A 25964-nucleotide genomic window follows, 5' to 3' on the forward strand; every position below is an offset into this window, starting at 1 on the left:
TTTTCAAACCCGGCACTGGCCGAACAATGAGGTCCCTCGAGGATGCGCGACCACAAGTCCCCAAATAAACTAAGCCTGCGTGATGATTTTGACGCGGTGCGCGACCTATACCCGATCACGCGGAACTGCACCTATTTGCTAAACGCAGGCCAATCACCGCTGAACAACCGCAGCCGTGCTGCGCTTGATCAGTATTTGGATTGGGCAGGCTGTGACATAAACGCTCGCCCCGAAGTTCGTGCGCCTCTGCGCGACCTCTTGGCCGGATTGCTGGGAGGGGCGCCACAGGATTATGCCATAACCACAAGCACCGGAGCAGGTATCAGTACAGTTGCCGCCGGGATCGAATGGCAGGCAGGGGACAATGTCGTTCAGCCGGCAGGTGAGCATTGGAACAGCACCTTCCCGTGGTTCAACCTTGCCGATCGCGGCGTGGAAACGCGCACCATCCAGCCGGATGCGGACAACCGCGTTTGTGTAGAGGATATGGCAGCGGTGGTAGATGGGCGCACGCGGGTGATTTCGGTTACGGCGGTGCGGTTTGATACCGGATTTCGCGCAGATTTAAGAGCGCTGTCAAATCTGGCTCGCGCCCATGATGCATTGCTGGTTGTTGATGGTACGCAGTGTGCCGGCGCCACTGTTATGAACGTTGACGATGATGGGATCGACGTGCTGGCCTGTGGTGGTTTCAAATGGCTCATGGGGCTCGCTGGCACAGGGTTCCTATATGTAAATGAGCGCGCCCGCGCCCGGATCAGGCCGGTATCTCCAGGGATGTTTTCTGCCCGGCAGAGTTTTAGCACTCTGGAGTTTCACGGCGATGCCCGCCGCTATGAAACCGGGACGATTGCCTACACGCTTATGCACGGCTGGGCCGCTGGTCTGGGTCTGCTGTCAGAATTGGGAATTGAGAATATTCAGGCCCGCAATCAGATGCTCACAGACCGCATCATCACAGGATTGAGCGACTTGAATCACCGAATCTTAACCCCTTTCGACAACCTCGAGGAGCGCTCTGCGATCGTGGTTTTTAGCACGGGTAATCAGATAAAAAACGCGGCGGTATTTGATAGGCTTACCGATGCGGGAGTCCAAATCTCGCAGCGTTACGAGACGCTGCGAGTCAGCCCCAACTTTTTCAATTCAGAAGCTGAGATCGATCGATTTTTGAGCTGTTTGTAACGTGTTCGGCGTAGGCTGAGGTCTAAACTATACGCCAAACCAGATTGGCCTATGACCTTCCCGCAGAGGAAGCGTTATCTTGCGCCTTTGCGGGAAGGTCAAGCGGCACAGCGCTGTGTCCGAGTTGGATCAACCATCACTTTTTATAGTGCGGTGTAATTCAAATAGGCAGGCCACTGCACCAAACCCGTTTGGACACAAAGTACGTAAGTGCCTCCACGGTTGGTTCGGAAAAGCGATCTAGTTGTTAGATTTGGGAACTGAGGCTTTTGGGCATAGTTTTAGGGGGCCACAAAAGGCTCCGGTTTCTGGATAGGCCGTGGGTGGCATCGTCGGTACAGTTTGTGCTGGGGCCTGAGCTGTGTTGGCAAAAATTATTAGCACGGTGAGAATTATGGCGCGCATCGAGCATCTCCGTTTTGTGGAATTGATGCCCTTACTTGTTACGTCAAACTGATGTCTGCGCGCCGAAATTGAAACTCAGTGCAGGTTTACAGCAATTGGCGGTGATTTTTCGGAATCGGTGAACGTATCTGCCTGTGCGGTTCGTCGGTATTCGGTTGGGCTATGCCCAATTTCTGCGCGAAAAGCCCGGTTGAATGGTCCTACCGAGGCAAAGCCGACTTCATATGCAATCTCCAGAACAGTCGCGTTCATTTGGGTGGGATCAGTCAACGCGGCACAGGCTGCTTGGATCCGAGCGCGGTTGATGAAACTTGAGAAGTTGCGAAACCCCAGACCTTGATTAATTGCGCGACGCACCCTGTGCTCCGGCACGGCGAGTTTTCTTGCGAGTGCTCCGATGGTTAACCCTTCTTCTCGCCAGATGCCGGCGCTCATCGCCGACTGGATGCCCGCGATCAGAGCTGGGTCGGCAAAATCATCTTGGACCGGCAAACGGTTGGGGGCTTCCGAAGATGTCTCTCCAGGCCAGCGGTATGCATCAGGACGTAGCAGCCACACCGCGAAGTTGAGGGCAACAACAAGGGTGCCACCTGCTTGCAGGAGAGCCAGCGCAAGGCTGTCCTCCTGAAGAAAGCTGGTTGCCTGTCCCGCAGTCAGGAGCAACGCAAGACTAGCAATAGCGGCCGCAAAGCCTGGCCGTGCCCGACAGCGGCAATCCACCAAATCGTCACGGCGTTTCCTGAGCGAGAGGATCAAAAGAGCCCCATAGAGTGCCACGGACATTGGTAAAAATAGAGAGAAGAGGCTTGGAAACGTCTCATGGGTGAAAAGCGCAATCGAGGTGGCCAACGACGCAACTAGCCAGGGCCACCGATGTCCTGGAGCATCGAGAAAAATTGTCACGATCAGCCAAGTTATCGCGGCTGGGGTGAAACTGGCTATCAGCGTGAGATTTGATTGCAACGCTGGGTGCAGGTCGAGCGGTTGAGCAGTTGTGATGATTAGGAAAGCGGTTTCGGACACAGCCAAGGCAGCCACTGATAAGCGTCCTTCCAGGCTGATCGGCGCTCGCCAAAGCAATAAGGCCAACAAAAGCAAAAGCGTAATTGCACCGCCACGGAGTGCAAGGTCGAGGTAGATCATAGTCGGCCTATTTTTTGTCTCAAGAATTGGATTGGATCCTATATAGGGATGCGGTTGTCGCAAGGCGCGTCGATTTCTTAAAATGATGCGCCGATTCTGAAAATTGTTGCGTTGGGAGCGGGTTGGAGGGGCAAATTTCGCAGGGACATCCACCTGACCCCGGACTCAGCTAAGCTGGAGTGCCCTTTCTTTGCAAGTTAGCACTACGGCGGCTCGATGTGTGCGATCGCAGTGCTGCGTTTGCCGAACCAATAGGCTGGCCACGTCCCGAAGTGAGTTGATGAATTGGCCGTCGCTGGCGAAGCCATACCTGATGCGGGGAGCTGAACTGCGGCAAGCATCTTCGGCCATATCATCGACTTGGTCACCTAGGAAGGCGGCCCTTGTGTTCCAATTTCGACGGTTTGGGAAATGCCGAAGCCAGGCAACTTACGGTGCAAACCCGAGGATCAGTTGCTTTAGGCCGACTGCGGCGCCAACCATAATGCACAACAAGGTAAGTGGAGCGCTGTAAGACAGGACCGAGAATGCTGACAATCCCTGTCCAACACTGCAACCAACCGCAACAACAGCACCAGTGCCCATGAATGCGGCGCCTAAAATTTGTCGCCGCAGCTCGCGGGGATCATCGCAGGATTCCCATCTGAAGTGGCCCATATACAGGCTGCCAATCAAGGCTCCGATCAGAACCCCGATGACTGAACCTGTGCCAAAACTAATCGAATTGCCTGAGGACGTCATAAGAAACAGCATCGTTTCGCCAATGGGGGCTGAAAATGTGTGGCTGACAACAGCGGTTGCATCAAACCCGTTACTGGCCACCCAATAAGTGCCGGCCCACCCTAGCACTATCGCCAGCCCGGCAATGGCGCCCCAGAACACATGGCTGGGCGAATTCCGAAGTGTTTTGCTTGTCAAAGTCAGCGCAAGAATAACCGCCCCGATTATTATGCCTGTGACCTCCGTTGAGATCCCGGTCAACGTTGTGGCCAGTTGGGCGAAGGTGGGAAAATTGGATGCCTGCTCTGATGCTCCAAACATCCAAATGCGCAGCGAAGACAGTGGGCCGCCCAACGTGACATAAGCGGAAATGCCCATCACCAGAACAATCAATAGGGAGCGCAGATCGCCGCCGCCGACACGCGCCAACGCGCCGTATCCGCAGTTGCCGGCGAGGGCCATGCCATATCCAAACAGCAGCCCGCCAAATATGCTCTCCAATGGGTTCCATTGTCGCGACAGATAGAGAGTTTCACTCAGGTCAAGCAAACCCGCTGCGGCGAGACCAAAGGTTCCCATGACGGACAAACCAATGGCGATACCCCACATGCGCAGTCGCAGAGTATTCTCACCATAAAACAAATCTTCTATGGCGCCCAAGGTGCAGAACCGACCGATGCGTGCGGCAAGGCCAAGCAGCAAACCGCCCACTAGGCCGACGAGGGCCACAGCTATGGGTTCAGAGACCAAATCAAGCATCGTCGCATTCCATTACACTCTTTGCGACTGCATTCGATTGGTTCAATCGTCGTCGCGACAAAAAAGATCATAGACAACTTCCATGATCTTTTTGGGCCGGTCATCGGTCAAGCTGTAATAGATGACTTTACCGTCACGTCTGGGTGTCACCAGCCCCTCAAGCCGAAGCCGGGACAATTGCTGAGACACCGCAGCTTGTCGCGATGACAGAAGGTTTTCGAGTTCGGTCACAGACTTTTCACCGGAGGCGAGGTGACACAAAATCATCAATCGCCCCTCGTGGCTGATCGCCTTGAGGAAATAGGAGGCTTTCATGGCATTGTCTGCCATCTTGTCCATGTCTTCGGCACACATGTTACTGTCAAATACTGGCAGGCCCATCTGGTTCTCTTCCTTTAGATCTGTAATGGCCAATTCGTCGCGGTGCTTGCCATAATACCTGGAGTTCATCCAGATACATCAATGCTGGCGTTCGACAACATCTGCCCTAACAATCCCCAGAAAAAGTCCTCTCCAGGATATCCTTCGATCCTGGAGACTTCTTGTCCGTCGACCATCAGAACAAATGTAGGCGTGAAGTTAAGTGATTTGCTGAACGCCAAATCATCCGGCGTCGCCGCATGGATGTCCATGCGTCGTAGAGGCGCGGCTTTGCCCTCAGTGGTCTTGGGATAGATATGGGCAATCTCATCGTTCCAGCGCGCGCACCAGACACACCCCTGTTCTTCCACCATCACCAGAACAGGCTCAGCCGTAGCGGAGAATGCCGACGATAGGCTTAGAAACAGGCTGAAAAGGATAGGGCGGAGCGACATGCGAAATTGACCTTTGCTTAACAAACAACGTAATATGAATATTTGAATTATACAAGAGCGAGCGCCTGTCATGATGGAAATTACCCTTGCGGGCGCTGCATTTGCGGGCGTCTTGTCATTTTTGTCGCCATGTATCTTGCCAATTGTGCCGTTCTATCTGAGTTATTTGGCCGGCGTTGGCATCAATCAGATTTCTGCTGAGGCACAAGTGGACAGACACACGCGGTTGCGTGCCGTGTTGGCCGCTTGCTTTTTTGCGGCGGGTGTAATTACGATTTTCATGGGGCTTGGAGCTGCGGCAACGGCGTTTGGTCAAGCAGTACGTGAATACTTTGATTTTTTGCGGTGGTTTGCAGCGGCGCTTATTGTTGCAATGGGTTTGCATTTCCTCGGGTTCATCCGGATCGGGCTGCTGTATCGGCAGTTGCGCACCGACGCCGGCAGCACGTCCAAAGCTGGCCTTATGGGGGCCTATGCTATTGGTTTGGCCTTTGCGTTTGGGTGGACCCCTTGCGTAGGGCCAGTACTGGCCGCGATCCTGTTCACAGCTGCGGGTGCAGAGACCGCTTCATCCGGGGCAGGGCTGTTGTTTGCGTACGGACTGGGTATGACGGCGCCGTTTGTGCTGGCGGCGTTGTTCATTGGTCCGTTCATGAAGTGGATGTCAAAGTTTCGCAGGCACCTGGGAGTGGTTGAGAAAACCATGGGTGCTATGCTGATTGTGTTCGGACTGCTGATTGCAACAAACTCAATCAACGTTATTGCACAATGGATGCTGGCCATTGCGCCGGATATCGGTGTGTTGCGCTGATCCTGCGTGGCGGGCGTCGCGATCATGTAGTTTGGGGCGCACCACGCTGATCCACCAGCCAATCCGTTGCCATTGCGCCAATCCACATGCTGAACAGGGCCAGCCAAGCTGTGCCGACAAATATGGATCCTCCGGTTACACCAGCCCCTATTGCACAGCCGCCGGCCAGCATTCCGCCAAAACCCATCAGCGCAGCTCCAACCATCGCCTTGCGCATGGTCGGCGCATCATCAAAGGCCTGAAATTTCAACTCTCCTGCCAGAGCGGCCGCAACAAAGGCGCCGACAAACACGCCTGGCACCAGGCCTATGTCAAATTGCAAGACAGACTCGCGTTCGAGAAAGAACATCAGTGTATTGGCCGATGGTCCTGTGAAGGTAGCGCTTTCTACTTGTACCGGATCAAAGGCGATCAAGCTTAACGCGTAGGTTAGGACCCAACCCAGCGCCACGGCAAAACCAACACCTGAGGCAAACACTAGGCGCGCTGCGCCAATCTTGTTGCGGCGTGCAAGAATCAGGGCCAGTGTCGCTACGCCAATTCCGAAGAGCAGGCCAGAGTGGTCGGGTAACCTGGTCGCAGCCAGCAAATCGATGTTGAGCCCGTCACTGGTGACCCAGATAGAGGCCAATTGGTTGCGCAGTGGAGACAGGCTGCCGGACAGGCTCATCTGAGCCACAACGGCAAAAATCAGCCCTGATACCACCGAGCGCAGGTTGCCGGTGGCAGCGAGCACCAATAGCCGTCCAGAACAGCCGCGGGCGAGCACCATGCCAACGCCAAAAATGAGTCCGCCGATTATGGCACCTGACCAGCTGCCAGGGACCGCCATCATGCGGGCGCTGGAGGACTCCATCAGGCCGAGCAGTTGGGCACCTTGCACCCAAACGAGCGCAGTCGAGAAAGTGAGCAGCCAAACAGCGACGCTGCCTTGCATCTTGCCGCGGGCAAATTCAACCGTGGCAGCACGCAGGCAAAACCGTGATCGCTGGGCAGAGGCGCCAAACACTACTCCAGTGAGTAACCCGAAAAGGGCCGCGGTAGGGGCTTCGCCGATCTGCTCAACCAGGGTGATCAGGTCCATGATGTGCTCCAATCCATTCACACATTGCGATATGTGGTGATATTTGTGAAGCCCGCTTTGATGCAGATCATTTTTTGACTCACCTGAGAGTTTGCAGAGATTACAGGCAAAAAGTGTATACAAAATGTGCGTTCAGGTGTGCCGTCACACTGGAGGTAACACATTGATTGATAGTTGTAAAAGTGAGGCGCAGGTGCACGGGCAATCATCATGCTGGCGTTCTGAAAGACTTCGAAGTGCTCGGGCATTTCTTGACCGTCGGACAAATACAAAAATTCATGTAAATGAATTTGTTATTGCGTTTTCACAGAATCGTGCGGTACGTTGCGGCGAACTGAAGTGTTTGGGAGGACGCATGAGGATCATCGGTTTATCAATCGCAGTTGCGGGATTTCTGGCAAATCCATTGGCCGCTGAGCCCGTGGCTCCAGGTGATGTCAAGTATGAGGATGGCGTCGTTGAAGCGTCATTGACTGGCGTGGCCGGAGACCCAGCTAATGGCCGGGATGTTTTCAAGAACAGAAAGCTGGGCAATTGTCTGGCTTGCCATGTCAATGCAGACATGCCCGAGGAGTCGTTCCACGGTGAAGTCGGCCCTGAAATGACAGGTGTTGCGGATCGGTGGGAGGCACAAGAGCTGCGCGCGATCGTGGCCAATTCAAAAATGGTGTTTGAAGACAGCATCATGCCTGCGTTTTATCAAAATACAGGTTTTGAACGCACACTCAAAAAATTCGACGGCAAGACCATCTTGACCGCGCAACAGGTCGAAGATGTCCTCGCGTATCTTCAGACTTTGAAAGACGAATAATTTACCCGGACTCAATGGGAGGAAACGAAATGGACCTAACACGTCGAAAAGTGCTTGCGCTTGGTACAAGCACATTTGCGATGGCATCGCTGACTGGTCTGCCGGCATTTGCATCGCTGACCGATGATGCGATTGCTGCCATAACTGGCGGAGCAGAAATCACTGAAGGCGGCATTGAATTGACCGCGCCAGAAATTGCGGAAAACGGGAACACCGTTCCGGTTGAAGTTGCGGCTGCTGGAGCTGTTGAGATTGCTCTGTTTGCATCTGGCAACCCAACACCTGCTGTTGCGACCTTCAAGTTCGGACCTCTGGCTGGATCTCGCTCCGGATCAACCCGTATTCGTTTGGCAAAGACACAGGATGTCGTTGCGATTGCCAAAATGGAAGACGGCTCGTTCCACAAGGCAAGCGCAACCGTAAAAGTAACTATCGGCGGCTGCGGCGGCTAACTCAGACGAGGAGAACAACTATGGCTTCTGGTGTAAAACCTCGCGTCAAAGTTCCAAAGACAGCTGCGGCTGGAGATATCATCACAATCAAAACGCTGATCAGCCACAAGATGGAATCCGGTCAGCGCAAGGGCGATGACGGCAACCTCATTCCACGCTCGATCATCAATCGTTTCACGGCGGATTTTAACGGGCAGAATGTGATTGACGTTACCGTTGAACCTGCGGTTTCGACCAACCCATATTTTGAGTTTGAAGCAATGGTCCCCGAGGCTGGCGAGTTCAAATTCACTTGGTACGACGATGACGGATCAGTCTACGAAACAGCGAAAAAAATCGCGATCGGCTGAGGTCGGACAGAATAGGGAGGACGACCGAATGAAGACGCTAAAAGTACTGGTAAGTACGGCATGTTTTGTGGGGATGGCAGTCAGTACCCATGCGGAGGAATCCGCAGCGCTGTCGATTGACGGGCAAGAATTCACAATTCAAACTGCGGCCCCAGCCCATGCGGAAAACCTTGACGAAGTGACCTCCGGGTGGATCTACCGTGCAAAAGAAACGCAGGCCTTACAGCTTGATGATTTTGACAACCCAGGGTTTGTTTTTGTTGATCAGGCGATTGATCTCTGGAACGAGGTTGAGGGAAGCGAAGGCAAAGCTTGCGCCTCATGTCACGAGGACGTCGGGCAGTTTGCGGGTTTGCGAACCACATTGCCCCGAGTTGAAGATGGCAAAGTGGTCACCATGGAGGATCTGGTGAACACCTGCCGGACTGACCATATGGGGGCCGAGCCCTGGAAGTATTCAGGCAGCCAAATAATTGCAATGACTGCCCTGATTGGCTTGCAGTCGCGTGGTATGCCAATGAATGTGGCCATCGATGGTGAGGCTGCCGAGTTCTGGGAACAGGGCAGGGAGCTGTACTACACGCGCGTTGGGCAGCTGGATATGGCCTGTTCAAATTGTCATGAAGACAATTACGACACGATGATCCGTGCGGACCATCTGAGTCAGGGTCAGACCAACGGCTTTCCGACTTATCGTCTGAAAAATGCCAAGCTGAATTCGACGCATGCTCGCTTTAAGGGCTGCATGAAGAATATTCGGGCTGAGCCATACAAAGTTGGTGGTGAGGAGTTCAAATCTCTCGAGCTGTATATCGCGTCGCGTGGCCAGGGGCTTTCCGTTGAAACGCCGTCGGTCCGGAACTAACAAAAATACAAAGCCCCAGTGCCTGACGGTATTGGGGCTTTTGTCCGCCCATACAAATTCATATATGCGTATATGTAACCACAACAAGGATCGACTATGATTTCTCGCCGTGACTTTTTGCAAACCAGCATGGCCGCCGCCGCGCTTTATGGGACATCGGGGTTTGGAAACTGGGCGCGGGTGGCCGCGCAGCAATCGCTGACACAGGACAAGCTTTTAGAGTTTGACACTTTTGGCAATGTCTCGCTGATCCATGTGACCGACATCCACGCCCAACTAAAACCGATCTACTTCCGCGAGCCTTCGGTCAATATCGGGGTTGGGGGAAACAAGGGGGCGGTGCCCCATGTTACGGGTGCTGAGTTCCGCAAGCTGTATGGCATCGATGACGGCAGCCCATCCGCCTATGCGCTCAGCCACAGTGACTTCTCGTCCCTTGCAAAAGGTTATGGCCGCGTCGGTGGTCTGGATCGTGTTTCGACTGTCATCAATTCGATCCGAGCGGCACGTCCGGATGCGCTGTTGCTGGATGGGGGCGACACTTGGCATGGCAGCTACACCTGTCATCACACCCAAGGTCAGGACATGGTCAATGTGATGAACGCGCTCAAGCCTGACGCTATGACGTTTCACTGGGAGTTCACGCTTGGGTCTGAGCGGGTGAATGAGATTGTCGAGGGCCTGCCATTTGCGGCTTTGGGGCAGAACATTTTTGATGCCGAGTGGGATGAGCCAGCAGAGCTGTTCCCGCCGTACAAGTTCTTTGAAAGTGGCGGAGTGAAGGTTGCAGTCATCGGCCAGGCCTTCCCGTATATGCCCATCGCGAATCCTGGTTGGATGTTCCCCGAATATTCGTTTGGGATCCGGGATGCGCACATGCAGGAGATGGTCGATCAGGTCCGCGCTCAGGGTGCGGAGTTGGTGGTTTGTCTCAGCCACAATGGGTTTGACGTTGATAAGCAGATGGCGGGCAAAGTGACAGGCATCGACGTGATCTTGTCCGGCCACACCCATGATGCGTTGCCGGAACCCGTGTTGGTTGGTGAAACCATTATTGTCGCGTCAGGCTCCAACGGAAAATTTGTCAGTCGCGTGGACTTGGATGTGCGTGATGGCCGCATGATGGGCTTTCGCCACAAGCTGATCCCGATCTTCAGCGATGTGATCACGCCTGACCCAGATATCGCACAATTGATTGATGCACAGCGAGCGCCGTATGTGGATCAATTAAGCGAAGTCATTGGTCACACTGCGGATGATCAGATGCTGTATCGCCGTGGTAATTTTAACGGCACATGGGACGACTTAATCTGTGATGCACTGATTTCGGAGCGTGAGGCGGATATTGCTCTGTCTCCAGGTGTGCGGTGGGGGCCGTCTATCCTGCCGGGACAGGACATTACTCGCGAAGACATCTGGAACGTAACCTCGATGAGCTATGGCGAGGCTTATCGTACTGAGATGACAGGTGAGTTCCTGCATGTGGTGCTCGAAGATGTTGCCGACAATCTGTTTAATCCGGACCCATACTATCAGCAGGGCGGCGATATGGTCCGCGTTGGTGGCATTGGCTATCGGATTGATGTGACTAAGCCGCAGGGCAGCCGGATTACAGAGATGACGTTGCTTAAAACCGGCGAGCGTATTGATCCGTCCAAAACCTATCAGGTTGCGGGATGGGCGTCGGTCAATGAGGGCACCGAAGGTCCAAAAATTTGGGATGTGGTCGAAGCGCATATCGCCAAACAGGGCACCATCTCTCTTGACCCAAACAACAGTGTGAAAGTTGTCGGAGCCTAAGCTCCACAAGTCGCAATTAAAGAGGCATCTGATATGTCAGATAAAGACAACGAAACAAGTCGCTCGCGGCGTGCTTTCTTAGGTGGCGCTGTGGCTGCGGGGGCAGGGGCGCTGACAGCCGGTGCGGCCCGTGCGCAATCTCCGGACCCTTTGATCACCGAGATCCAGCCCTGGGCGCAAGAGTTTGGCGATGGTGTGGATGCGGTGCGCTATGGTCTGCCAACGGAACACGAGGGCGACGTTATCCGGCGCAACGTGGAATGGCTGACGGCGGATACGGTCAGCTCAATCAACTTCACGCCGATTCACGCATTGGATGGCACCATCACCCCACAGGGCTGCGCATTTGAACGCCACCATTCGGGGGCGATTGATCTAAAAAAAGACGATTTCCGTCTGATGATCAATGGCTTGGTTGATACACCTTTGGTGTTTAGTTACGCCGATCTGGAACGGTTCCCGCGTGAAAACCACGTCTATTTTTGTGAATGTGCGGCCAATACCGGCATGGAGTGGGCGGGCGCACAGCTGAACGGGGCGCAATTCACTCACGGCATGATCCACAACATGGAATACACCGGCGTGCCGCTGCGCACGCTGCTGGAAGAGGCCGGCCTGGATACGGCTGGCGATCTTAAGGACAAGTGGGTTTTTGTCGAAGGGGCGGATGCGTCGTCAAATGGCCGTTCCATTCCGATGGAAAAGGCGCTGGATGACGTTTTGGTTGCCTTTAAGGCCAACGGTGAAGCGCTGCGTAAAGAGCATGGCTATCCTGTGCGTTTGGTTGTCCCCGGTTGGGAAGGCAACATGTGGGTCAAATGGATCCGCCGCATCAAGGTGACGGATGGTCCGGTGGAAAGCCGCGAAGAGACCAGCAAATACACCGACACGCTCGCAGACGGGACCAGTCGCAAGTGGACCTGGGCGATGGATGCCAAATCAGTTGTGACCAGCCCCAGCCCGCAGGCGCCAATCAAGCACGGTACTGGGCCACTGGTGATCACCGGCCTGGCATGGTCCGGGCGCGGCGCAATTACCCGTGTGGATGTTTCCAAGGATGGTGGCATGACCTGGGAAACGGCGCGGTTGGCGAAACCGGGAGAAAAGATGGCACTGACCCGGTTCTATCTCGATACCGACTGGGATGGCACAGAAATGCTGCTGCAATCGCGTGCAATGGATGACACCGGATATGTGCAGCCGACGAAGACGCAATTGCGTGAGGTGCGTGGGCTGAACTCGATCTATCACAACAACTGCATCCAAACTTGGCTGGTGCGGTCTAACGGTGAGGCAGAAAATGTCGAAGTTTCTTAAATCAACGGCATTGGCAGTGGCGATCGCCATGGTCGCCGGACCGGTTCTTGCCGAAAAATTTGGCCTGGGGCGCATGGCGTTGCCCGAAGAAATCGCCGCGTGGGATGGGGACATCAGCCCGGATGGCATGGGCCTGCCCGTAGGATCGGGTGATGCATTGGACGGCGAGGAGATTTTTGCTGACAAATGCGCGTCTTGTCATGGTGATTTTGCCGAAGGTATCGACAATTGGCCTAAACTTGCAGGTGGCGCGGATACGTTGAACCACGACGATCCTCTAAAAACGGTTGGATCCTATTGGCCGTATCTGACAACCACTTTTGACTACATCAAACGTTCGATGCCTTATGGCAATGCGGGCAGCCTCTCGGACGATGAGGTCTATGCAATGGTGGCCTACATTCTGTATTCTAACGATCTGGTAGAGGATGATTTTGTCCTGTCCAACGAAACCTTTCTGGACGTTGAAATGCCCAACGCAAATGGGTTTATCATCGATGACCGGGCCGAGACGGAATATCCGGTGTGGACAGGTGAACCTTGTATGCAGAACTGCAAGGATGATGTTGTTGTGACCATGCGGGCCTTGGTTTTGGACGTAACTCCGACACAGGAGAACGCCGCCAAAACTCCTGAGGCGGCTGAGGTGGAGGCAGAAGTTGTCGAAGCGGAAGCTGAGGTTGCGGAAACCACTGCTATCAACGCGGAACTGGCAGCAGCTGGGAAAAAGGTCTTTAAAAAATGTAAGGCGTGCCATCAAGTTGGTGAGGGCGCAAAGAACCGTACCGGGCCGATTTTGACAAATATTGTTGATGGCGCAGCGGGTGCGGTTGAGGGCTTCAAATACTCAAAACCAATGAAGAAAGTTGCTGAGGCTGGATTGGTCTGGAATGACGCAGAGCTGTCCGCATTTTTGGCAAAGCCCAAAGCCTATATGAAAGGCACAAAAATGTCCTTTGCCGGCCTGAAGAAAGAGGCCGATCAGCGCGCACTTATCGAATACCTTCGATCATTTGATGAGTGACATAAAGGACGCTGTGTTTGACGCGTCCTGACCCTTGTGGCTGTAATGGCCACATGGGCTCTCAATAAGGCAGCAGAGTTGTTAGCAACCGGAGAGTGAGATCATGAGATCATTTTTGTTTGGCGGTGTGTTGGCCGCAGTCGCAACAATCACCGTTGCTGGAGCAGCTGTCGCGGAGAACACGTCGACGGTGTACAGCTACGACGGCAGCTTTGAGGACGCGGCTTTCAGCCTTGAAAGTGCAATCATCGGTAAAGGGCTGAACATCGACTACGTCAGTCATGTCGGTGACATGTTGAACCGGACAAAACAGGACGTGGGCAGTGATGTCACTCTGTTTGATCAGGCTGAAATTTACATTTTTTGCTCGGCCGTTTTGTCGCGCAAAATGATGGAGGCCGATCCCATGAATATCGCGCATTGCCCCTATGGAATTTTTGTGGCGGACCGCGAAGGCCAAGTTATGCTTGGATACCGCAACTACCCTGAAGGTCCGATGCAAGAGGTTCAGGCCTTGTTGGCAGAGATTGTCGGCGAGGCTTTGGCAGAATAATGGACTACCAACAGTTTTTTAAAGGCGCGCTGGATGAGCTGCGCGACCAGGGTAACTATCGCGTGTTTGCTGAGCTGGAGCGTCAGTGTGGGGCGTTCCCAAATGCAAAGTCACATGTTGCCGGTGCGGACGGTGAACCCACGTCAGATGACGTGACCATCTGGTGCTCAAATGACTATTTGGGGATGGGGCAACACCCCAAAGTCTTGGCGGCGATGCATGATGCGCTGGACCGATGCGGGGCCGGGGCCGGTGGCACGCGAAACATTTCAGGCACCACCCATGATCATGTACTGCTTGAGGCGGAATTGGCAGATCTGCACGGCAAGGAAGCCGCGCTGTTGTTTACCTCAGGCTACGTGTCCAACTGGGCGGCACTGGGGACCATTGCCAGCCGCATTCCCGGATGTGTCGTGCTGTCGGATGCTCTGAACCATGCGTCCATGATTGAGGGCATTCGCCACTCAAGAGCGGAGACGATGATCTGGAAACATAATGATCTGGAAGATCTGGAACAAAAGCTGTCGTCATTGCCTTTCGATTGCCCAAAACTGATTGCATTTGAGAGCGTCTATTCGATGGATGGTGATATCGCCCCGATCACGCAGATATGTGATTTGGCAGACAAATATAACGCCATGACATATCTGGATGAGGTTCATGCGGTTGGCATGTATGGACCACGTGGCGGCGGCATTGCAGAACGTGAAGGCGTGATGCATCGACTGACGGTGATCGAAGGCACTTTGGGTAAGGCCTTTGGTGTTGTCGGAGGCTACATCGCCGCCTCAGGCGAGCTGTGTGATTTAGTACGCAGCTTTGCCAGCGGGTTTATTTTCACCACTGCGCTGCCGCCCTCGATTGCCGCAGGAGCAGCAGCTTCGATTGGTCATTTGAAACAAAGTGGCGTTGAGCGAGAAACGCAACAAAGTAAAGTTGCAAAAGTTCGGGCAGAGCTTGAGCGGATGGGTATCCCTCACGTTGCCAACCCAAGTCACATCATTCCGGTGATGGTTGGCGACCCGGTGAAATGTAAATTCATCTCTGATGTCTTGCTCAAAGACTATGGTGTTTACATTCAGCCGATCAACTATCCCACGGTGCCCAAAGGGTCCGAGAGGTTGCGTATCACACCGTCCCCGGTTCATTCAGATCAGGACATTGCCTATCTGATTGGGGCATTGGGTGACTTGTGGGACAAGTGTCAGCTGGCGCGGCAGCCTTTGGCGGCCCAATAACATCGGGCAAAATGGAACGTGAGGCCAACCAGCATCAACGTGGTTTGGCCTCAGATTTTTCGGTTATTCAAATTCCATTTGCTCATACACACGTCCAGCATTTTTGGTCGCAAGTTCTTCAAATGTATCGAGATTGGTGTAAGGCGACTGATCCACATAATAAGCGTCAGCCAAATCACCACCGTCATCCAGATGCGCGGCGATTTTAGCACGTAAGAACACCAAGTAATCCCGGGTATAGCGCCGCACCTGATCCATATTGGTGGGATGACCGTGGCCAGGAATGACATAAGTTGCGTTGAGCGCTTCGAACTCGGTTTCCCACGTTTCGATCCAGTCGGCCGTCACCGTGTGCTCAAAAATTGGCAACATGCGTTCGTGAAAGGCCATGTCGCCGGAAATAACCAAGTTTTTTTGCGGCAGCCAAATGACGATGTCGCCGGGGCTGTGGGCCGGGCCAAGGTAGCGGGCTTCGATTTGAACCCCGCCCATCTCTACCAGATAGCTGTCTTCAAATGTCTGCGTTGGAAGGGCGACGCGGGTGTCGTCCGCTTTCTCCATCACCCGCGCCTGAGCCGCGCGCAAAGACTGCCCGCCATGGCTTTCAAATTCAGCAGCAGCGTCTGTGTGGGCCACAATTTCGACCCCCTGATCAGCCCAATATGAATTGCCAAGCATGGCGTGGCCCTGGCCGTTTTCGTTGAACACCAGTTTTACCGGTTGATCCGTTACGGCCTTGATCTCCAGATGCAGCGCTTCAGCCAGTTGGTAGGACGCACCACCGTTGATCACCACCACACCGTCGCCGGTTATGATGAAGCTAAGGTTATTGTTGTGACCAGCGTTTTCATAGGTTGGCGGGGCGGTGGCGCCAATCGCCGAGAACACGCCTGGAAGCACTTCGTATGGCTTCGAGTACAGCACTGAGCCGGGGTATTGATCAGCGATGTCTTCGCTGGCAAGGGCAGGGGCGGCAAGCAAGGCGAATGCGAGAATAGAATTTTTCATCATCATGCCTCCGCCACAAAAGCATAGCCATCAGACATTTTGTCGACATAGCCGATGCCATTTCCGGTCAAGTGGTAGCCAATCACGCGGGTCTTTTCATGTGACAGTTGATCCATCAGAGTGGTGCGCGTTGTGGCCGCTGTTTCTGGGTCTTGGTCTGACCCGGAAATCCAGCCAGGCCGTGCAAACGCGATGTGGTCGTTGCCAATGCTATCCCCCAGAACCATTACTGCTTCGGACCCACTGCGTATTTCCAGCGCCATGTGACCGGGGGTGTGTCCAACCGTTGCGCGCGCGGCGATGCCTGTCATAAATTCTTCTCCGTCCTCAAAAAACGTAATCTGATCCTCGATCATCGCTAACCTGCGCTGTGCGCCAACGGCAAAAGACGCACGCGCCTCACCGATGTCATCTACGGTGTTGGGGTTCATCCAATAATCCCATTCCGTTTTGCCAATCATGTAGCTGGCCTCGGGAAAGTGCGGGTCGTCAAAATCGTCCAGCAATCCCCACAGGTGATCTGGGTGCGCATGGGTGAAAATTATGTCTGTCACGTCGTCTGGAGAGACTCCCAAGGCACCTAGAGAGTCCAATAGAGCCCCGGTATTCGGAGAGAAATCTGGCCCGGCTCCGACGTCAAACAAGACGGTCCGATCCCCATGTCGCAGCAGGGTAACATTGCAAGGAGGGGTCAGAACCTCGGCGGATTGGCCATGTTCTTTTAGAATGGGGAGCAGTTCATCTTTTGGCATTGGGTCGAATATGAAACCGCCCGGCAATGTCAGAGAGCCGTCGCTGACGACGTCAATTTTGAAGTCACCCAGCGCGAGTTGGGCATGTGATGGTCCCGAGTATAGGCCGAGCGCTGCGCCTGCTGTGAGTGCAGCACTGCCGGCAAGGAATTGTCTTCTGGTTTTGGTCATCACGTGCTCCATTAATTCTCCTATTCGAATATGTATTAATGTCCGGCTTGGAGCAAGGCTTTAGGCGTGAAACCTACAGGCGAAATTGAAGGTGCACTTTGTCAAGAACTCGGTGCGATGCCTGTTTCTATAAGACGTCGGACAGTATTGTAGATAGGACGGACGAACTACTTTCCCATTCCCGTCCAGTATTAGGGCTCGCCTCGCACAGTCCGACAATGGCCTCGATGTAAGGTGGCCGGCAGAGCCTTTGTCCAATGCCAGTCGGTTCCCTTTGGGTGCACCGTCCCACCTTCTATGGTACAAAATTGCCGTCAATTGTTTCCGCAGTTGGCACGGCTTTTCCAGACCGCGTCTCCACGCAAATGTCTGACAGTAACCGATTTTGACTTAAGTGAGACCGCACGAATTCTCTTCCCCCAAGCACACAGATGCAGTACTAATTTTCTAGTAATCAAATACGGAGTGGCCACGTTGGCACGTCGACGCAGTGAGATGCTCACGGATGTTGAGCTGGAATTCATGATCGCCCTTTGGGAGATCGGCACAGGATCTGTGCGTGATATCATGGGGGCGTTGGGTGATGAAGATCAGCGCGCCTATACGTCTGTGGCAACCGTGATGAAAATTCTGGACGACAAAGGGTTTGTGACCTCGGACCGCAAGGATCGGGCGCTGGTGTATTCCCCTGCCGTTGAGAAAGGCGACTATGAAGGTCGCAGCCTGAAAAATCTGTCTAAAACCTTGTTTGGAGGAACCCCGACGGCGCTGGTGGCGCGACTGGTGGATAATGAGGACCTGACAGACGAAATGATCCAGGAAATCAAAGAGATCATCGACACAAGGATCAGAAAGGATGACGGTTGATCAAATCGTAGGGGGGGCGATCTGGGTTCAGCTTTTGATCCTGTTAGCCGCATGTGTTTTTGCCTGTTTTGAGGGCCTTTTTGTGCTGTCTGGTGGGCGGCGCAGTTTCCATACGCGACGACGTTTGGGCATGGCGGCGATAGCCTGTTTGGCACTGGTTCCGTTGGTCACGCCGTATCTTATGACAACGTCTTACGCGGCTTCCGTGAATGCGACAGATGTGGTTGTTTCTCAGGTGCTTAGCGGAAATATTGCGCTTTCCGCGCAGGAGATGTCCGCGCTGTTGGCGATGAAAACACAGTGGCTGGATCAGATGTCCACTGGTGGGTCAGTGCTAGCGCAGGTGGTGATTGCCGCGTTTGCAGTCGGGTTTGTTGTGCGCGGTATTTATTTGGCCATCAATATTGGACGCATTCGTCGGGCCATCAGCTCGGGCCGTGTCGTGCAGAAAACCAGATGGGTGTCAGTTGTTGTTTCGCCTGCTGTAGAGGTGCCATTTTCGACCCGTGGTCTCTTACGCTATTATGTGGTGCTGCCGGTTTCGCTTTATCGTGATGCATCGGGCGTACAAATGGCTCTTGGGCATGAGATGCAGCACATTCGCCAAGGTGATGTGGATGCGGAAGTTCTGTTGTCACTAATCTCACCGTTGGCGGTGCTCAATCCAGGGTTTTGGTTTCTTTCCAGTCGGTTGCGTAAGCTTGGTGAATTGGCCTGTGATCGGGCTTATCTGGCACGCAAAGGCTTTGACGCCCATGGCTATGCACTGCGGCTGTTGGAGGTTGCACGGTTTTCACAAGTGCAAGCCAAGGCGCAACCCACTGCCTTTGGTGTGCCTTTGGTGGGGCGCAAAGTGCCGTTCCTGTCACGACGCTCAATGCTAAAAGACCGCATTCTGGAGATCGCGCGGGATCAGGATGATCCGGCCAAAGAGGCGCTTGTTCTGGGGGCTGGTATGTCGGTTCTGATGGCTGGTGTGGTGCTGCTTGGTGCGGTGTCCTTGACCGAGCCAGAGGACTGGAGCCATGAGCGGATTATGCTCAGCACGGTAGCCAATCTGGATCGTCTCAACGAGCTCAACACGTTGGCGCAGCGCAGCTGGTAAAGCTGTCAGAAACTTAGAAAGCGGCCTCGTCACAGTGCTTTGTGGCGGGGCCGTTAACCCATGAAAATCCACGTCGGTATGGCATCTGTATCGCGGTTGTTTTGCGGAGGTGCGTCTTTTGGGAAGCTGACCGCATTAAGAATTCTTTCCGGAGGGTAAGGCATGGGGGCGCAGCCCCCGTCGCCGATGGCGACTCCCCCGAGATATTCCACGAAGGAGAAGTGAAAGGGCCTAGCCTTCTTCTATCCTTAAATGTCCGCGCCGGAGGCATCTGTGTCTGCGGCCAGTACCAGAGAGCGCGGCTCTTGCGAAACACAAAGGGCAGCGCTTTGTTCGGCGCTGCCCATTGACGATTGTTGTGGGGTTTTGGTCAGACCTTCCAGAAGCAGAAAGTGCCCCAGCACATTGCCAGACCAAGTGGCCACCAGAGCGGTTCGCCCATCAGGCCCAGCCAGGCGAGGAAGATGAAGCTACCACCCAAGCACGTGAGGAACAGCCGGTCGCCTCGCGTGGTCACAAGCCCAAGCACACCTTTGCGCTCGGCCCCGCCGGGGTGTTTGATCTCAATTGCGATCAAGGTTCCAATGGCACTAAAAAGTACAATGAAGATTGCGGCTGTGGGCCAGGTCCATGCCATCCAGCTTAACATATCAAACTCTCCCCATCGCGAAGCCCTTCGCGATGTAGTTGCGGACAAAATAGATCACGATGGCGCCCGGGATGATGGTGAGCGTCCCTGCAGCGGCCAGAAGGCCCAGCTCGTAACCAGCCGAAGACGCAGTCTTGGTCATCGTGGCGGCGATGGGTTTTGCGGCCACTGCGGTGAGGGTTTTGGCCAAGAGCAGCTCCACCCATGAGAACATGAAGCAGAAGAAGGCGGCCACGCCCACGCCAGCTTTAATTGTCGGGATGAAGATCGTCAGGAAGAAGCGCGGGAAGGAGTAGCCGTCCACATAAGCGGTTTCATCCAGTTCTTTGGGCACGCCGCCCATGAAGCCCTCTAGAATCCACACGGCAAGCGGGATGTTGAAGAGACAGTGCGCCAAGGCTACGGCGAGGTGCGTGTCAAACAGGCCCACAGCGGAGTAGAGCTGAAAGAAGGGCAGGGCAAACACGGCGGCTGGTGCCATGCGGTTGGTCAGCAGCCAGAAGAACAGCTGTTTGTCGCCCAGGAAGCGGTAGCGGCTGAAGGCATAGGCTGCGGGCAGGGCGACCGCGATGGAGATCACCGTGTTCAGCGACACGTAGATGATCGAGTTGATGTAGCCCCAATACCACGTCGGATCGGTGAAGATCGTGATGTAGGCTTCCAGCGTGAATGTCTGGGGGAAGAGCGAAAACCCGGAGAGGATCTCGTTGGTGGTTTTGAAGCTCATCGCCACCAGCCAGTAGATCGGCAGCATCAGGAAGAAGATATAGAGGATTGGAACGAGTGATCTTTTGCGCATGATCGCTCTCCTTAGTTCAGGTCGTCTTTGGTCATTAGCGTATAGAACAGCCAGGACACAAAGAGGGTGATTGCGAAGTAGATGAGGCTCATCGCGGCGGCTGGGCCGAGGTCAAATTGACCCAATGCGATTTTCACCAGATCGATGGACAGCAGCGTGGTGGAGTTGCCGGGGCCACCGCCGGTGAGCACGAAGGGTTCCGTGTAGATGTTGAAGCTGTCCATAAAGCGTAGGAGGATGGCGATGGTCAGGACGTTCTTCATCTTGGGCAGTTGGATGTAGCGGAACACCGACCAGTTGGAGGCACCGTCGATCTTGGCCGCCTGATAATAGGCGTCAGGGATCGAGACGAGACCGGCGTAGGCCAGCAGCACCACCAGCGACGTCCAGTGCCACACATCCATGCCAATGATGGTGATCCAGGCCGCGACAGGGTCCTGCGTCATGTCGTAGTTGATGCCAAGCACGTGGTTCAGGAAGTAGCCGAGCAGACCAATGTCAGGCAGGGCAAAGATGTTCCACATCGCGCCCACCACGTTCCACGGGATCAACATCGGCAGCGCCATCAGCACGAGGCATACCGGTACCCAGAATCCTTGGCGCGGCATGGCCAGCGCGATGGCGATGCCCAGTGGTACTTCGATGATCAGGATCATGAAGGTGAAGAAGAACTGTCGACCCAGCGCGGCATGGAAGCGGTCAGACCGTAAGATTTGCTCAAACCAGGTGAGCCCTTCCCAGAAGAAGAGGTTGTCGCCGAAGGTTTCTTGCACCGAGTAGTTGACCACTGTCATCATTGGAATGATGGCGTTAAAGGCCACAAGCAGCAGCACCGGGGCCACGAAGAACCAGGCTTTTTGGTTTTCGGTTTTCATGCTGCGCTCTCCTTTTGCGCTGGCGTGGAGGCAATCCAGCCGTTGGCGTAGAGCCGGGTTTGATCGGGCGCGAATTGCAAGTGCACGGTGTCGCCGGTGGCAGGCGGGGAGCCGTTGACCACAGCGGAGATTTTGGTGCCGGCAATTGTGACTTGCACCACGGCGTGGCGACCCACATCAGAGACGCGCGTGACCGTGCCCGCGATGCCGGTGTCGCCAAGCGCCACAAACTCCGGGCGGATGCCAATTTCCAGCGTGCCTTTGGTGTCTGGATGGATGGGGCCTTCCAGCGCGACGGGTGTGCCGTTGAACAGCGCTTGGCCGTTTTCGACCGTCGCGGGCAGAACGTTCATGCCGGGGGAGCCGATGAAGTGACCCACAAAGGTATGTGCTGGGCGTTCAAACAGTTCCTCAGGCGTGCCGATCTGTACCACTTCGCCGTCTTGCATGACCACAACCTGATCCGCAAAGGTGAGCGCTTCGGTTTGGTCGTGGGTCACGTAGATCATGGTGTGGGACACGCGTTGGTGCAGCTCTTTGAGCTTGGTGCGCAGTTTCCACTTCAGGTGCGGGTCGATCACGGTGAGCGGTTCGTCAAACATGACAACGTTCACGTCATCGCGCACCAGGCCGCGGCCCATTGAGATTTTCTGTTTGCTGTCAGGCGACAAACCGGCGGCCTTGCGGTCCAGAATGTCGGTGACTTCCAACATCTCGGCAATCTCTGCCACGCGCTTTTCGATGGTGGCCGGATCGACGCCGCGGTTCTTGAGCGGGAACGCGAGGTTCTGGCGCACGGTCATCGTGTCGTAGATCACCGGAAACTGGAACACCTGCGCGATGTCGCGCTGATCAGGCGGCAGTTTGGTGACGTCTTGGCCATCAAACAGGATTTGGCCTTCAGACGGCTCCAGCAAGCCAGAGATGATATTGAGAAGCGTGGATTTGCCACAACCAGACGGGCCCAGCAGAGCGTAGGCACCGCCATCTTGCCAATCCAGATCAACTTCTTTGAGGGCAAAGTCATCCGGTCCCTTGGGATTGGGATAATAACTGTGCCGTAGATTTTTGAGAGTGATTTTCGCCATTCTTTGTGCCCCTTAGCCGACGCGGGCGCCGTCGGGCGCAAAATAAAAACAGGTGGTGGGATCGAGGAAGAAATCGTGGTCTTCACCAATCCGATACGGATGGGTGCCATGGGCGAGGCTGACCCAGCTGTTGCCGCCAAACGTAAAGTGGGCCGAGCTTTCAGACCCGGAGAGTTCGGTCACGCCAATCCGGCCAGTCAAGGAGACATCCGCGCCGTCATGGGTATGTGGCAAGACGTGGTGGGGGCGCACAGCCATGACGTAGTCGCCATCACTGAGGCCTGCAGCGTCGCCGGAGGCTGTCCAGCTTAGGTTGCCGAGATGCATCGCGTCGCCGCGTTTGGTCACCGGGGCGTGATTAATGGGCGGGTCCGAGAACACGCTTGCGGCGGTCAGAGACGCTGGCGCGCGGTAGATGTCAGCGGTTGTGCCAAACTGGGCCACGGACCCATCGACCATCAGGGCGGTTTCGCCGCCAAGCAGAAGCGCTTCTTCGGGCTCAGAGGTGGCATAAACCACCACTGCACCGCGACCGGCAAAAAGCTCTGGCAGCTGCTCGCGCAGCTCTTCGCGCAGTTTGTAATCCAAGTTGGCCAGCGGCTCATCCAAAAACACCGCGCGGCTTTCTTTGGCAATGGCGCGGGCGAGGGCGCAGCGCTGTTGCTGACCACCGGAGAGCTCATGTGGGCGACGCTGTAGCATCGGGCCAAGTTGCAGGATGTCTGCGGCTTCAGCCACGCGGTCTGCAATCTCGGATTTGGCCATGCCAGCAACCTTCAAAGGTGAGGCGATGTTCTCAAACACGGTCATGTGCGGGTAGTTCACGAAGAACTGGTGCACGAGGCTGATCTTGCGTTTCTGGGTGGTAAGGGCAGTGACGTCTTCGCCCTCCATGAGGATCTGACCGGAGGCGATGGGATCAAGTCCCGCCATCATCTTGATCAGAGAGGTTTTGCCAGCGCCGGTTTCGCCCAGCAGCACGTTGAAGTGGCCTTTTCTCAACGTGAGGGTCGTGGGTTTGATGTGTGTCACACCTTGCACGATCTTTGTAATATTCTTTATTTCCAGTGCCATGGATGCACCTATTGATCCTTGTGTCGCCCTGTGGAGGAGGGGCCCTGTTTTGGAGGGAGGTGGGCAGGGTGGCCGGGGCTTTATCGGAAAGCCCCGGCCGGTTCGACCAATTTCACGGGGAGTGAAAGGTCTGGAGGAACGCTTAGTTAGAGTTCCAGCGGGCAACGAGGTCGTCGTAGTTGACGGTCTCACCCTGTGGCTTTTCGTTGTCCAGCTTTGGCTTGGCGCCGCCGTTGGCAAACCACCACTCCGCGTCTTTCTCTTCGTTCAGACGTGGGCCGCAGCCACCGTAGACATTTTGGGCTTCGTCTGCGCGCTGCATACGGGCCATGGTGATGTCCATTTCTTCGGCCAGACGGTTCATCGCTTCCTGCGGTGTAAAGGCACCGGAGTTCACGTCACCAATCTGCTGCCACCAGATTTGCGCCAGCTTTGGATAGTCCGGCACGTTCACACCGGTTGGCGACCAAGCCACACGATCAGGTGAGCGGTAGAACTCAACCAGGCCACCCAGTTTGGGGGCACGTTCGGTGAAGCTTTCGTGGTTCACAGAGCTGTCACGCGCGAAGGTCAGACCCACGTGGGACTTTTTCACATCAACAGTTTTGGAGGTCACGAACTGGGCATAAAGCCAGGCGGCCTGTGCACGATCCGATGGGGTGGACTTCAGGAAAGTCCAGGAGCCAACGTCCTGATAGCCAACCTTCTGACCTTCTTCCCAATAGGGGCCGTGTGGGCTTGGAGCCATACGCCACAGTGGGTTGCCGTCAGCATCTACGGTGTTGTTGCCCTCAGACTGTGGCTTCACCATGTCTGCCGTAAAGGCGGTGTACCAAAAGATTTGCTGGGCCACGTTGCCTTGTGCCAGTGCAGGCAAAGACTGGTAGAAGTCATAAGACGCCGCACCGGGAGGGGCGTAGTTGCGCAGCCATTCGTCCCATTTGCGGATTGCATAAACCGCAGCTGGACCGTTGGCAGCACCACCGCGGGTGACAGATGCGCCAGCCGGGTTACAGGAGCCTTCCTCCATGCGGATGCCCCATTCGTCGATAGGCACGCCGTTTGGTTCACCTTTGGAGCCGGCGCCCGCCATGGAGAGCCATGCGTCGGTCATACGCCAGCCAAGGTCAGGCGCGCGCTTGCCGTAGTCCATGTGACCGTAGATAGCGACACCGTCGATGGTCTTCACGTCTTTGGAGAAGAACTCTGCGATGTCTTCATACGCGGACCAGTTTACCGGCACGCCGAGGTCATAGCCGTATTTGGCTTTGAAAGACTCTTGCAGGTCAGCGCGCTCAAACCAGTCTTTGCGGAACCAGTAGAGGTTGGCAAATTGCTGGTCTGGCAGCTGATACAGATCGCCGTCCGGACCGGTGGTGAACTGGGTGCCCATGAAGTCAGCCAGATCGAGGGTTGGGGAGGTTGTGCCCGCCCATTCACCTTCCATCATATCGGTCAGGTTGTACGCCAGTTGCAGACGCGAGTGGGTGCCGATCAGGTCGGAGTCATTGACGTAGCCGTCATAGAGGTTCCGCTTGGTCTGCATCTGTGTTTGCACAGCCTGAACCACTTCGCCTTCGCCAAGGATCTGGTGGTTGACCTTGATGCCGGTGATTTCCTCAAAGGCCTTGGTCAGAACTTCGGCCTCGTAGCCATGAGTCGGAATGCCTTCCGACAGCACGTTGATTTCCATGCCCTCAAAGGGCTGCGCAGCTTTGATGAACCACTGCATTTCGCCCATCTGCGCGTCTTTGGACAGCGAAGACGGCTGGAATTCTGCATCGATCCAGCGTTTTGCTGCCGCGTCGTCGGCATGTAGCGATTGTGTACCCGCAATCACGGCAGACGCCGCGACGGCGGAGATAAGATACTTACGCATCTTGTCCTCCCAATTGTTTGTAGACCAGCCTAGCAGACCGGATGTCTAAAGGTGTCAAATGCGCTTTTTTCAGTCAACTAATAATTTAGTAGTTCGCGAGTGTCGCGGGGGGTTGTTGGTTTAAGTAATTGCAATGTATCATGAAAAAGCAAACTTTTACTTTGCGTCAGGGGTCATATTGAAGGGGGACTGTTGTCCATTTTGCGATTCTGTCGATGTTCGAAATGTTCGGTCATGCGCGAAAATGCTCCACTTGGAGTCGGAATCGGATCAACCTCAGGCACGCGAGGAAGACAAATTTTGCCCCTGAAAGCGGGAGCTGTGGCTGATATTCTGCCAGCGTCGGCTTGGGTTGGGGCCAGGGT

Annotated in this window: 26 protein-coding genes; 13 read left to right on the plus strand and 13 right to left on the minus strand. The window is 54.9% G+C overall.

What is annotated here, in order from left to right; all coding sequences use genetic code 11:
* Positions 1 to 42 precede the first annotated feature (42 nt).
* Positions 43 to 1185 (plus strand): aminotransferase class V-fold PLP-dependent enzyme, encoded by a 1143-nt coding sequence (locus QZ517_RS05060; protein WP_294223139.1) that lies wholly within the window; start codon positions 43 to 45, stop codon positions 1183 to 1185.
* 480 nt (positions 1186 to 1665) lie between these two features.
* Here the strand turns inward: QZ517_RS05060 and QZ517_RS05065 are convergent, their stop codons facing one another.
* From QZ517_RS05065 to QZ517_RS05080, 4 genes are all read right to left on the minus strand, one after another.
* Positions 1666 to 2733, minus strand: a complete 1068-nt coding sequence (locus QZ517_RS05065) for a helix-turn-helix domain-containing protein (RefSeq protein WP_294223141.1) — start codon at positions 2731 to 2733, stop codon at positions 1666 to 1668.
* A 429-nt stretch (positions 2734 to 3162) separates the two neighbouring features.
* Positions 3163 to 4212, minus strand: coding sequence for a YeeE/YedE family protein (locus QZ517_RS05070; RefSeq protein WP_294223143.1), 1050 nt, complete (start codon positions 4210 to 4212; stop codon positions 3163 to 3165).
* Positions 4213 to 4254: 42 nt separating this feature from the next.
* Positions 4255 to 4593, minus strand: coding sequence for a metalloregulator ArsR/SmtB family transcription factor (locus QZ517_RS05075; protein ID WP_283427894.1), 339 nt, complete (start codon positions 4591 to 4593; stop codon positions 4255 to 4257).
* A gap of 65 nt (positions 4594 to 4658) precedes the next feature.
* Positions 4659 to 5027: a hypothetical protein gene (locus QZ517_RS05080; RefSeq protein ID WP_294223146.1), complete on the minus strand. Its 369-nt coding sequence runs from the start codon at positions 5025 to 5027 to the stop codon at positions 4659 to 4661.
* Between the two features lie 70 nt (positions 5028 to 5097).
* Between QZ517_RS05080 and QZ517_RS05085 the strand changes: the two genes are divergently transcribed.
* Positions 5098 to 5838 carry a cytochrome c biogenesis protein CcdA gene (locus tag QZ517_RS05085; protein ID WP_294223148.1) on the plus strand — a complete coding sequence of 247 codons (741 nt, stop codon included), beginning with the start codon at positions 5098 to 5100 and terminating at the stop codon, positions 5836 to 5838.
* 22 nt (positions 5839 to 5860) lie between these two features.
* Here the strand turns inward: QZ517_RS05085 and QZ517_RS05090 are convergent, their stop codons facing one another.
* Positions 5861 to 6922 (minus strand): YeeE/YedE family protein, encoded by a 1062-nt coding sequence (locus tag QZ517_RS05090; protein WP_294223152.1) that lies wholly within the window; start codon positions 6920 to 6922, stop codon positions 5861 to 5863.
* Positions 6923 to 7277: 355 nt separating this feature from the next.
* On the opposite strand from QZ517_RS05090, the gene soxX reads away from it, so the two are divergent.
* The 9 genes from soxX (at position 7278) to hemA (ending at position 15332) form a co-directional block, all read left to right on the plus strand.
* A complete protein-coding gene (gene soxX / locus QZ517_RS05095; RefSeq protein ID WP_294223155.1) occupies positions 7278 to 7733 on the plus strand; it encodes a sulfur oxidation c-type cytochrome SoxX in 456 nt (151 codons plus the stop codon).
* Positions 7734 to 7762: 29 nt separating this feature from the next.
* A complete protein-coding gene (gene soxY / locus QZ517_RS05100; RefSeq protein ID WP_294223159.1) occupies positions 7763 to 8185 on the plus strand; it encodes a thiosulfate oxidation carrier protein SoxY in 423 nt (140 codons plus the stop codon).
* Positions 8186 to 8205: 20 nt separating this feature from the next.
* On the plus strand, positions 8206 to 8535 hold the full coding sequence (gene soxZ, locus QZ517_RS05105; RefSeq protein WP_294223164.1) for a thiosulfate oxidation carrier complex protein SoxZ: 330 nt from the start codon (positions 8206 to 8208) through the stop codon (positions 8533 to 8535).
* A gap of 73 nt (positions 8536 to 8608) precedes the next feature.
* Positions 8609 to 9400, plus strand: coding sequence for a sulfur oxidation c-type cytochrome SoxA (gene soxA / locus QZ517_RS05110; protein WP_294223246.1), 792 nt, complete (start codon positions 8609 to 8611; stop codon positions 9398 to 9400).
* Positions 9401 to 9496: 96 nt separating this feature from the next.
* Positions 9497 to 11200 (plus strand): thiosulfohydrolase SoxB, encoded by a 1704-nt coding sequence (gene soxB / locus QZ517_RS05115; RefSeq protein WP_294223166.1) that lies wholly within the window; start codon positions 9497 to 9499, stop codon positions 11198 to 11200.
* 33 nt (positions 11201 to 11233) lie between these two features.
* Positions 11234 to 12517 (plus strand): sulfite dehydrogenase, encoded by a 1284-nt coding sequence (gene soxC / locus QZ517_RS05120; RefSeq protein WP_294223168.1) that lies wholly within the window; start codon positions 11234 to 11236, stop codon positions 12515 to 12517.
* Positions 12501 to 13541: a c-type cytochrome gene (locus QZ517_RS05125; protein ID WP_294223170.1), complete on the plus strand. Its 1041-nt coding sequence runs from the start codon at positions 12501 to 12503 to the stop codon at positions 13539 to 13541. Before soxC ends, QZ517_RS05125 begins: the two co-directional genes overlap by 17 nt.
* Positions 13542 to 13644: 103 nt before the next feature.
* Positions 13645 to 14094 (plus strand): DUF302 domain-containing protein, encoded by a 450-nt coding sequence (locus QZ517_RS05130; RefSeq protein ID WP_294223172.1) that lies wholly within the window; start codon positions 13645 to 13647, stop codon positions 14092 to 14094.
* Positions 14094 to 15332: a 5-aminolevulinate synthase gene (hemA, locus tag QZ517_RS05135; protein ID WP_294223176.1), complete on the plus strand. Its 1239-nt coding sequence runs from the start codon at positions 14094 to 14096 to the stop codon at positions 15330 to 15332. The genes QZ517_RS05130 and hemA overlap by 1 nt, the downstream gene beginning before the upstream one ends.
* A gap of 63 nt (positions 15333 to 15395) precedes the next feature.
* Here the strand turns inward: hemA and QZ517_RS05140 are convergent, their stop codons facing one another.
* Both QZ517_RS05140 and QZ517_RS05145 read right to left on the minus strand, forming a co-directional pair.
* Positions 15396 to 16340 carry an MBL fold metallo-hydrolase gene (locus QZ517_RS05140; RefSeq protein WP_294223178.1) on the minus strand — a complete coding sequence of 315 codons (945 nt, stop codon included), beginning with the start codon at positions 16338 to 16340 and terminating at the stop codon, positions 15396 to 15398.
* Between the two features lie 2 nt (positions 16341 to 16342).
* Positions 16343 to 17263 carry an MBL fold metallo-hydrolase gene (locus tag QZ517_RS05145; RefSeq protein ID WP_294223181.1) on the minus strand — a complete coding sequence of 307 codons (921 nt, stop codon included), beginning with the start codon at positions 17261 to 17263 and terminating at the stop codon, positions 16343 to 16345.
* A gap of 465 nt (positions 17264 to 17728) precedes the next feature.
* On the opposite strand from QZ517_RS05145, the gene QZ517_RS05150 reads away from it, so the two are divergent.
* Both QZ517_RS05150 and QZ517_RS05155 read left to right on the plus strand, forming a co-directional pair.
* On the plus strand, positions 17729 to 18130 hold the full coding sequence (locus tag QZ517_RS05150; protein ID WP_366766003.1) for a BlaI/MecI/CopY family transcriptional regulator: 402 nt from the start codon (positions 17729 to 17731) through the stop codon (positions 18128 to 18130).
* Positions 18120 to 19235, plus strand: a complete 1116-nt coding sequence (locus QZ517_RS05155) for a M56 family metallopeptidase (RefSeq protein WP_294223185.1) — start codon at positions 18120 to 18122, stop codon at positions 19233 to 19235. Before QZ517_RS05150 ends, QZ517_RS05155 begins: the two co-directional genes overlap by 11 nt.
* Positions 19236 to 19605: 370 nt before the next feature.
* On the opposite strand, the gene QZ517_RS05160 is transcribed toward QZ517_RS05155, so the two are convergent.
* The 6 genes from QZ517_RS05160 to QZ517_RS05185 all read right to left on the minus strand — a co-directional run bounded on the left by QZ517_RS05160 (position 19606) and on the right by QZ517_RS05185 (position 25599).
* Positions 19606 to 19884, minus strand: a complete 279-nt coding sequence (locus QZ517_RS05160; protein WP_294223187.1) for a DUF2160 domain-containing protein — start codon at positions 19882 to 19884, stop codon at positions 19606 to 19608.
* Between the two features lies 1 nt (position 19885).
* Complete coding sequence (locus QZ517_RS05165; RefSeq protein WP_164642124.1) at positions 19886 to 20683, minus strand: carbohydrate ABC transporter permease; 798 nt, start codon at positions 20681 to 20683, stop codon at positions 19886 to 19888.
* 11 nt (positions 20684 to 20694) lie between these two features.
* A complete protein-coding gene (locus QZ517_RS05170; RefSeq protein ID WP_294223191.1) occupies positions 20695 to 21558 on the minus strand; it encodes a sugar ABC transporter permease in 864 nt (287 codons plus the stop codon).
* Positions 21555 to 22646: an ABC transporter ATP-binding protein gene (locus QZ517_RS05175; protein ID WP_294223194.1), complete on the minus strand. Its 1092-nt coding sequence runs from the start codon at positions 22644 to 22646 to the stop codon at positions 21555 to 21557. The genes QZ517_RS05170 and QZ517_RS05175 overlap by 4 nt, the downstream gene beginning before the upstream one ends.
* A gap of 12 nt (positions 22647 to 22658) precedes the next feature.
* The gene (locus QZ517_RS05180) at positions 22659 to 23720 is read right to left on the minus strand and encodes an ABC transporter ATP-binding protein (RefSeq protein WP_294223197.1); all 1062 of its coding nucleotides are present in this window, start codon (positions 23718 to 23720) and stop codon (positions 22659 to 22661) included.
* Between the two features lie 142 nt (positions 23721 to 23862).
* On the minus strand, positions 23863 to 25599 hold the full coding sequence (locus QZ517_RS05185) for an ABC transporter substrate-binding protein (RefSeq protein WP_294223200.1): 1737 nt from the start codon (positions 25597 to 25599) through the stop codon (positions 23863 to 23865).
* Between the last annotated feature and the right edge of the window lie 365 nt (positions 25600 to 25964).

It is taken from the genome of uncultured Shimia sp. (genome assembly GCF_913054185.1).
Lineage (GTDB): Bacteria > Pseudomonadota > Alphaproteobacteria > Rhodobacterales > Rhodobacteraceae > Shimia.

Coding starts and splice junctions, on each gene's coding strand:
- QZ517_RS05060 (WP_294223139.1), top strand. CDS start 43: ATGCGCGACCACAAGTCCCCAAATAAACTAAGCCTGCGTGATGATTTT.
- QZ517_RS05065 (WP_294223141.1), bottom strand. CDS start 2,733: ATGATCTACCTCGACCTTGCACTCCGTGGCGGTGCAATTACGCTTTTG.
- QZ517_RS05070 (WP_294223143.1), bottom strand. CDS start 4,212: ATGCTTGATTTGGTCTCTGAACCCATAGCTGTGGCCCTCGTCGGCCTA.
- QZ517_RS05075 (WP_283427894.1), bottom strand. CDS start 4,593: ATGGGCCTGCCAGTATTTGACAGTAACATGTGTGCCGAAGACATGGAC.
- QZ517_RS05080 (WP_294223146.1), bottom strand. CDS start 5,027: ATGTCGCTCCGCCCTATCCTTTTCAGCCTGTTTCTAAGCCTATCGTCG.
- QZ517_RS05085 (WP_294223148.1), top strand. CDS start 5,098: ATGATGGAAATTACCCTTGCGGGCGCTGCATTTGCGGGCGTCTTGTCA.
- QZ517_RS05090 (WP_294223152.1), bottom strand. CDS start 6,922: ATGGACCTGATCACCCTGGTTGAGCAGATCGGCGAAGCCCCTACCGCG.
- soxX (WP_294223155.1), top strand. CDS start 7,278: ATGAGGATCATCGGTTTATCAATCGCAGTTGCGGGATTTCTGGCAAAT.
- soxY (WP_294223159.1), top strand. CDS start 7,763: ATGGACCTAACACGTCGAAAAGTGCTTGCGCTTGGTACAAGCACATTT.
- soxZ (WP_294223164.1), top strand. CDS start 8,206: ATGGCTTCTGGTGTAAAACCTCGCGTCAAAGTTCCAAAGACAGCTGCG.
- soxA (WP_294223246.1), top strand. CDS start 8,609: ATGGCAGTCAGTACCCATGCGGAGGAATCCGCAGCGCTGTCGATTGAC.
- soxB (WP_294223166.1), top strand. CDS start 9,497: ATGATTTCTCGCCGTGACTTTTTGCAAACCAGCATGGCCGCCGCCGCG.
- soxC (WP_294223168.1), top strand. CDS start 11,234: ATGTCAGATAAAGACAACGAAACAAGTCGCTCGCGGCGTGCTTTCTTA.
- QZ517_RS05125 (WP_294223170.1), top strand. CDS start 12,501: ATGTCGAAGTTTCTTAAATCAACGGCATTGGCAGTGGCGATCGCCATG.
- QZ517_RS05130 (WP_294223172.1), top strand. CDS start 13,645: ATGAGATCATTTTTGTTTGGCGGTGTGTTGGCCGCAGTCGCAACAATC.
- hemA (WP_294223176.1), top strand. CDS start 14,094: ATGGACTACCAACAGTTTTTTAAAGGCGCGCTGGATGAGCTGCGCGAC.
- QZ517_RS05140 (WP_294223178.1), bottom strand. CDS start 16,340: ATGAAAAATTCTATTCTCGCATTCGCCTTGCTTGCCGCCCCTGCCCTT.
- QZ517_RS05145 (WP_294223181.1), bottom strand. CDS start 17,263: ATGACCAAAACCAGAAGACAATTCCTTGCCGGCAGTGCTGCACTCACA.
- QZ517_RS05155 (WP_294223185.1), top strand. CDS start 18,120: ATGACGGTTGATCAAATCGTAGGGGGGGCGATCTGGGTTCAGCTTTTG.
- QZ517_RS05160 (WP_294223187.1), bottom strand. CDS start 19,884: ATGTTAAGCTGGATGGCATGGACCTGGCCCACAGCCGCAATCTTCATT.
- QZ517_RS05165 (WP_164642124.1), bottom strand. CDS start 20,683: ATGCGCAAAAGATCACTCGTTCCAATCCTCTATATCTTCTTCCTGATG.
- QZ517_RS05170 (WP_294223191.1), bottom strand. CDS start 21,558: ATGAAAACCGAAAACCAAAAAGCCTGGTTCTTCGTGGCCCCGGTGCTG.
- QZ517_RS05175 (WP_294223194.1), bottom strand. CDS start 22,646: ATGGCGAAAATCACTCTCAAAAATCTACGGCACAGTTATTATCCCAAT.
- QZ517_RS05180 (WP_294223197.1), bottom strand. CDS start 23,720: ATGGCACTGGAAATAAAGAATATTACAAAGATCGTGCAAGGTGTGACA.
- QZ517_RS05185 (WP_294223200.1), bottom strand. CDS start 25,599: ATGCGTAAGTATCTTATCTCCGCCGTCGCGGCGTCTGCCGTGATTGCG.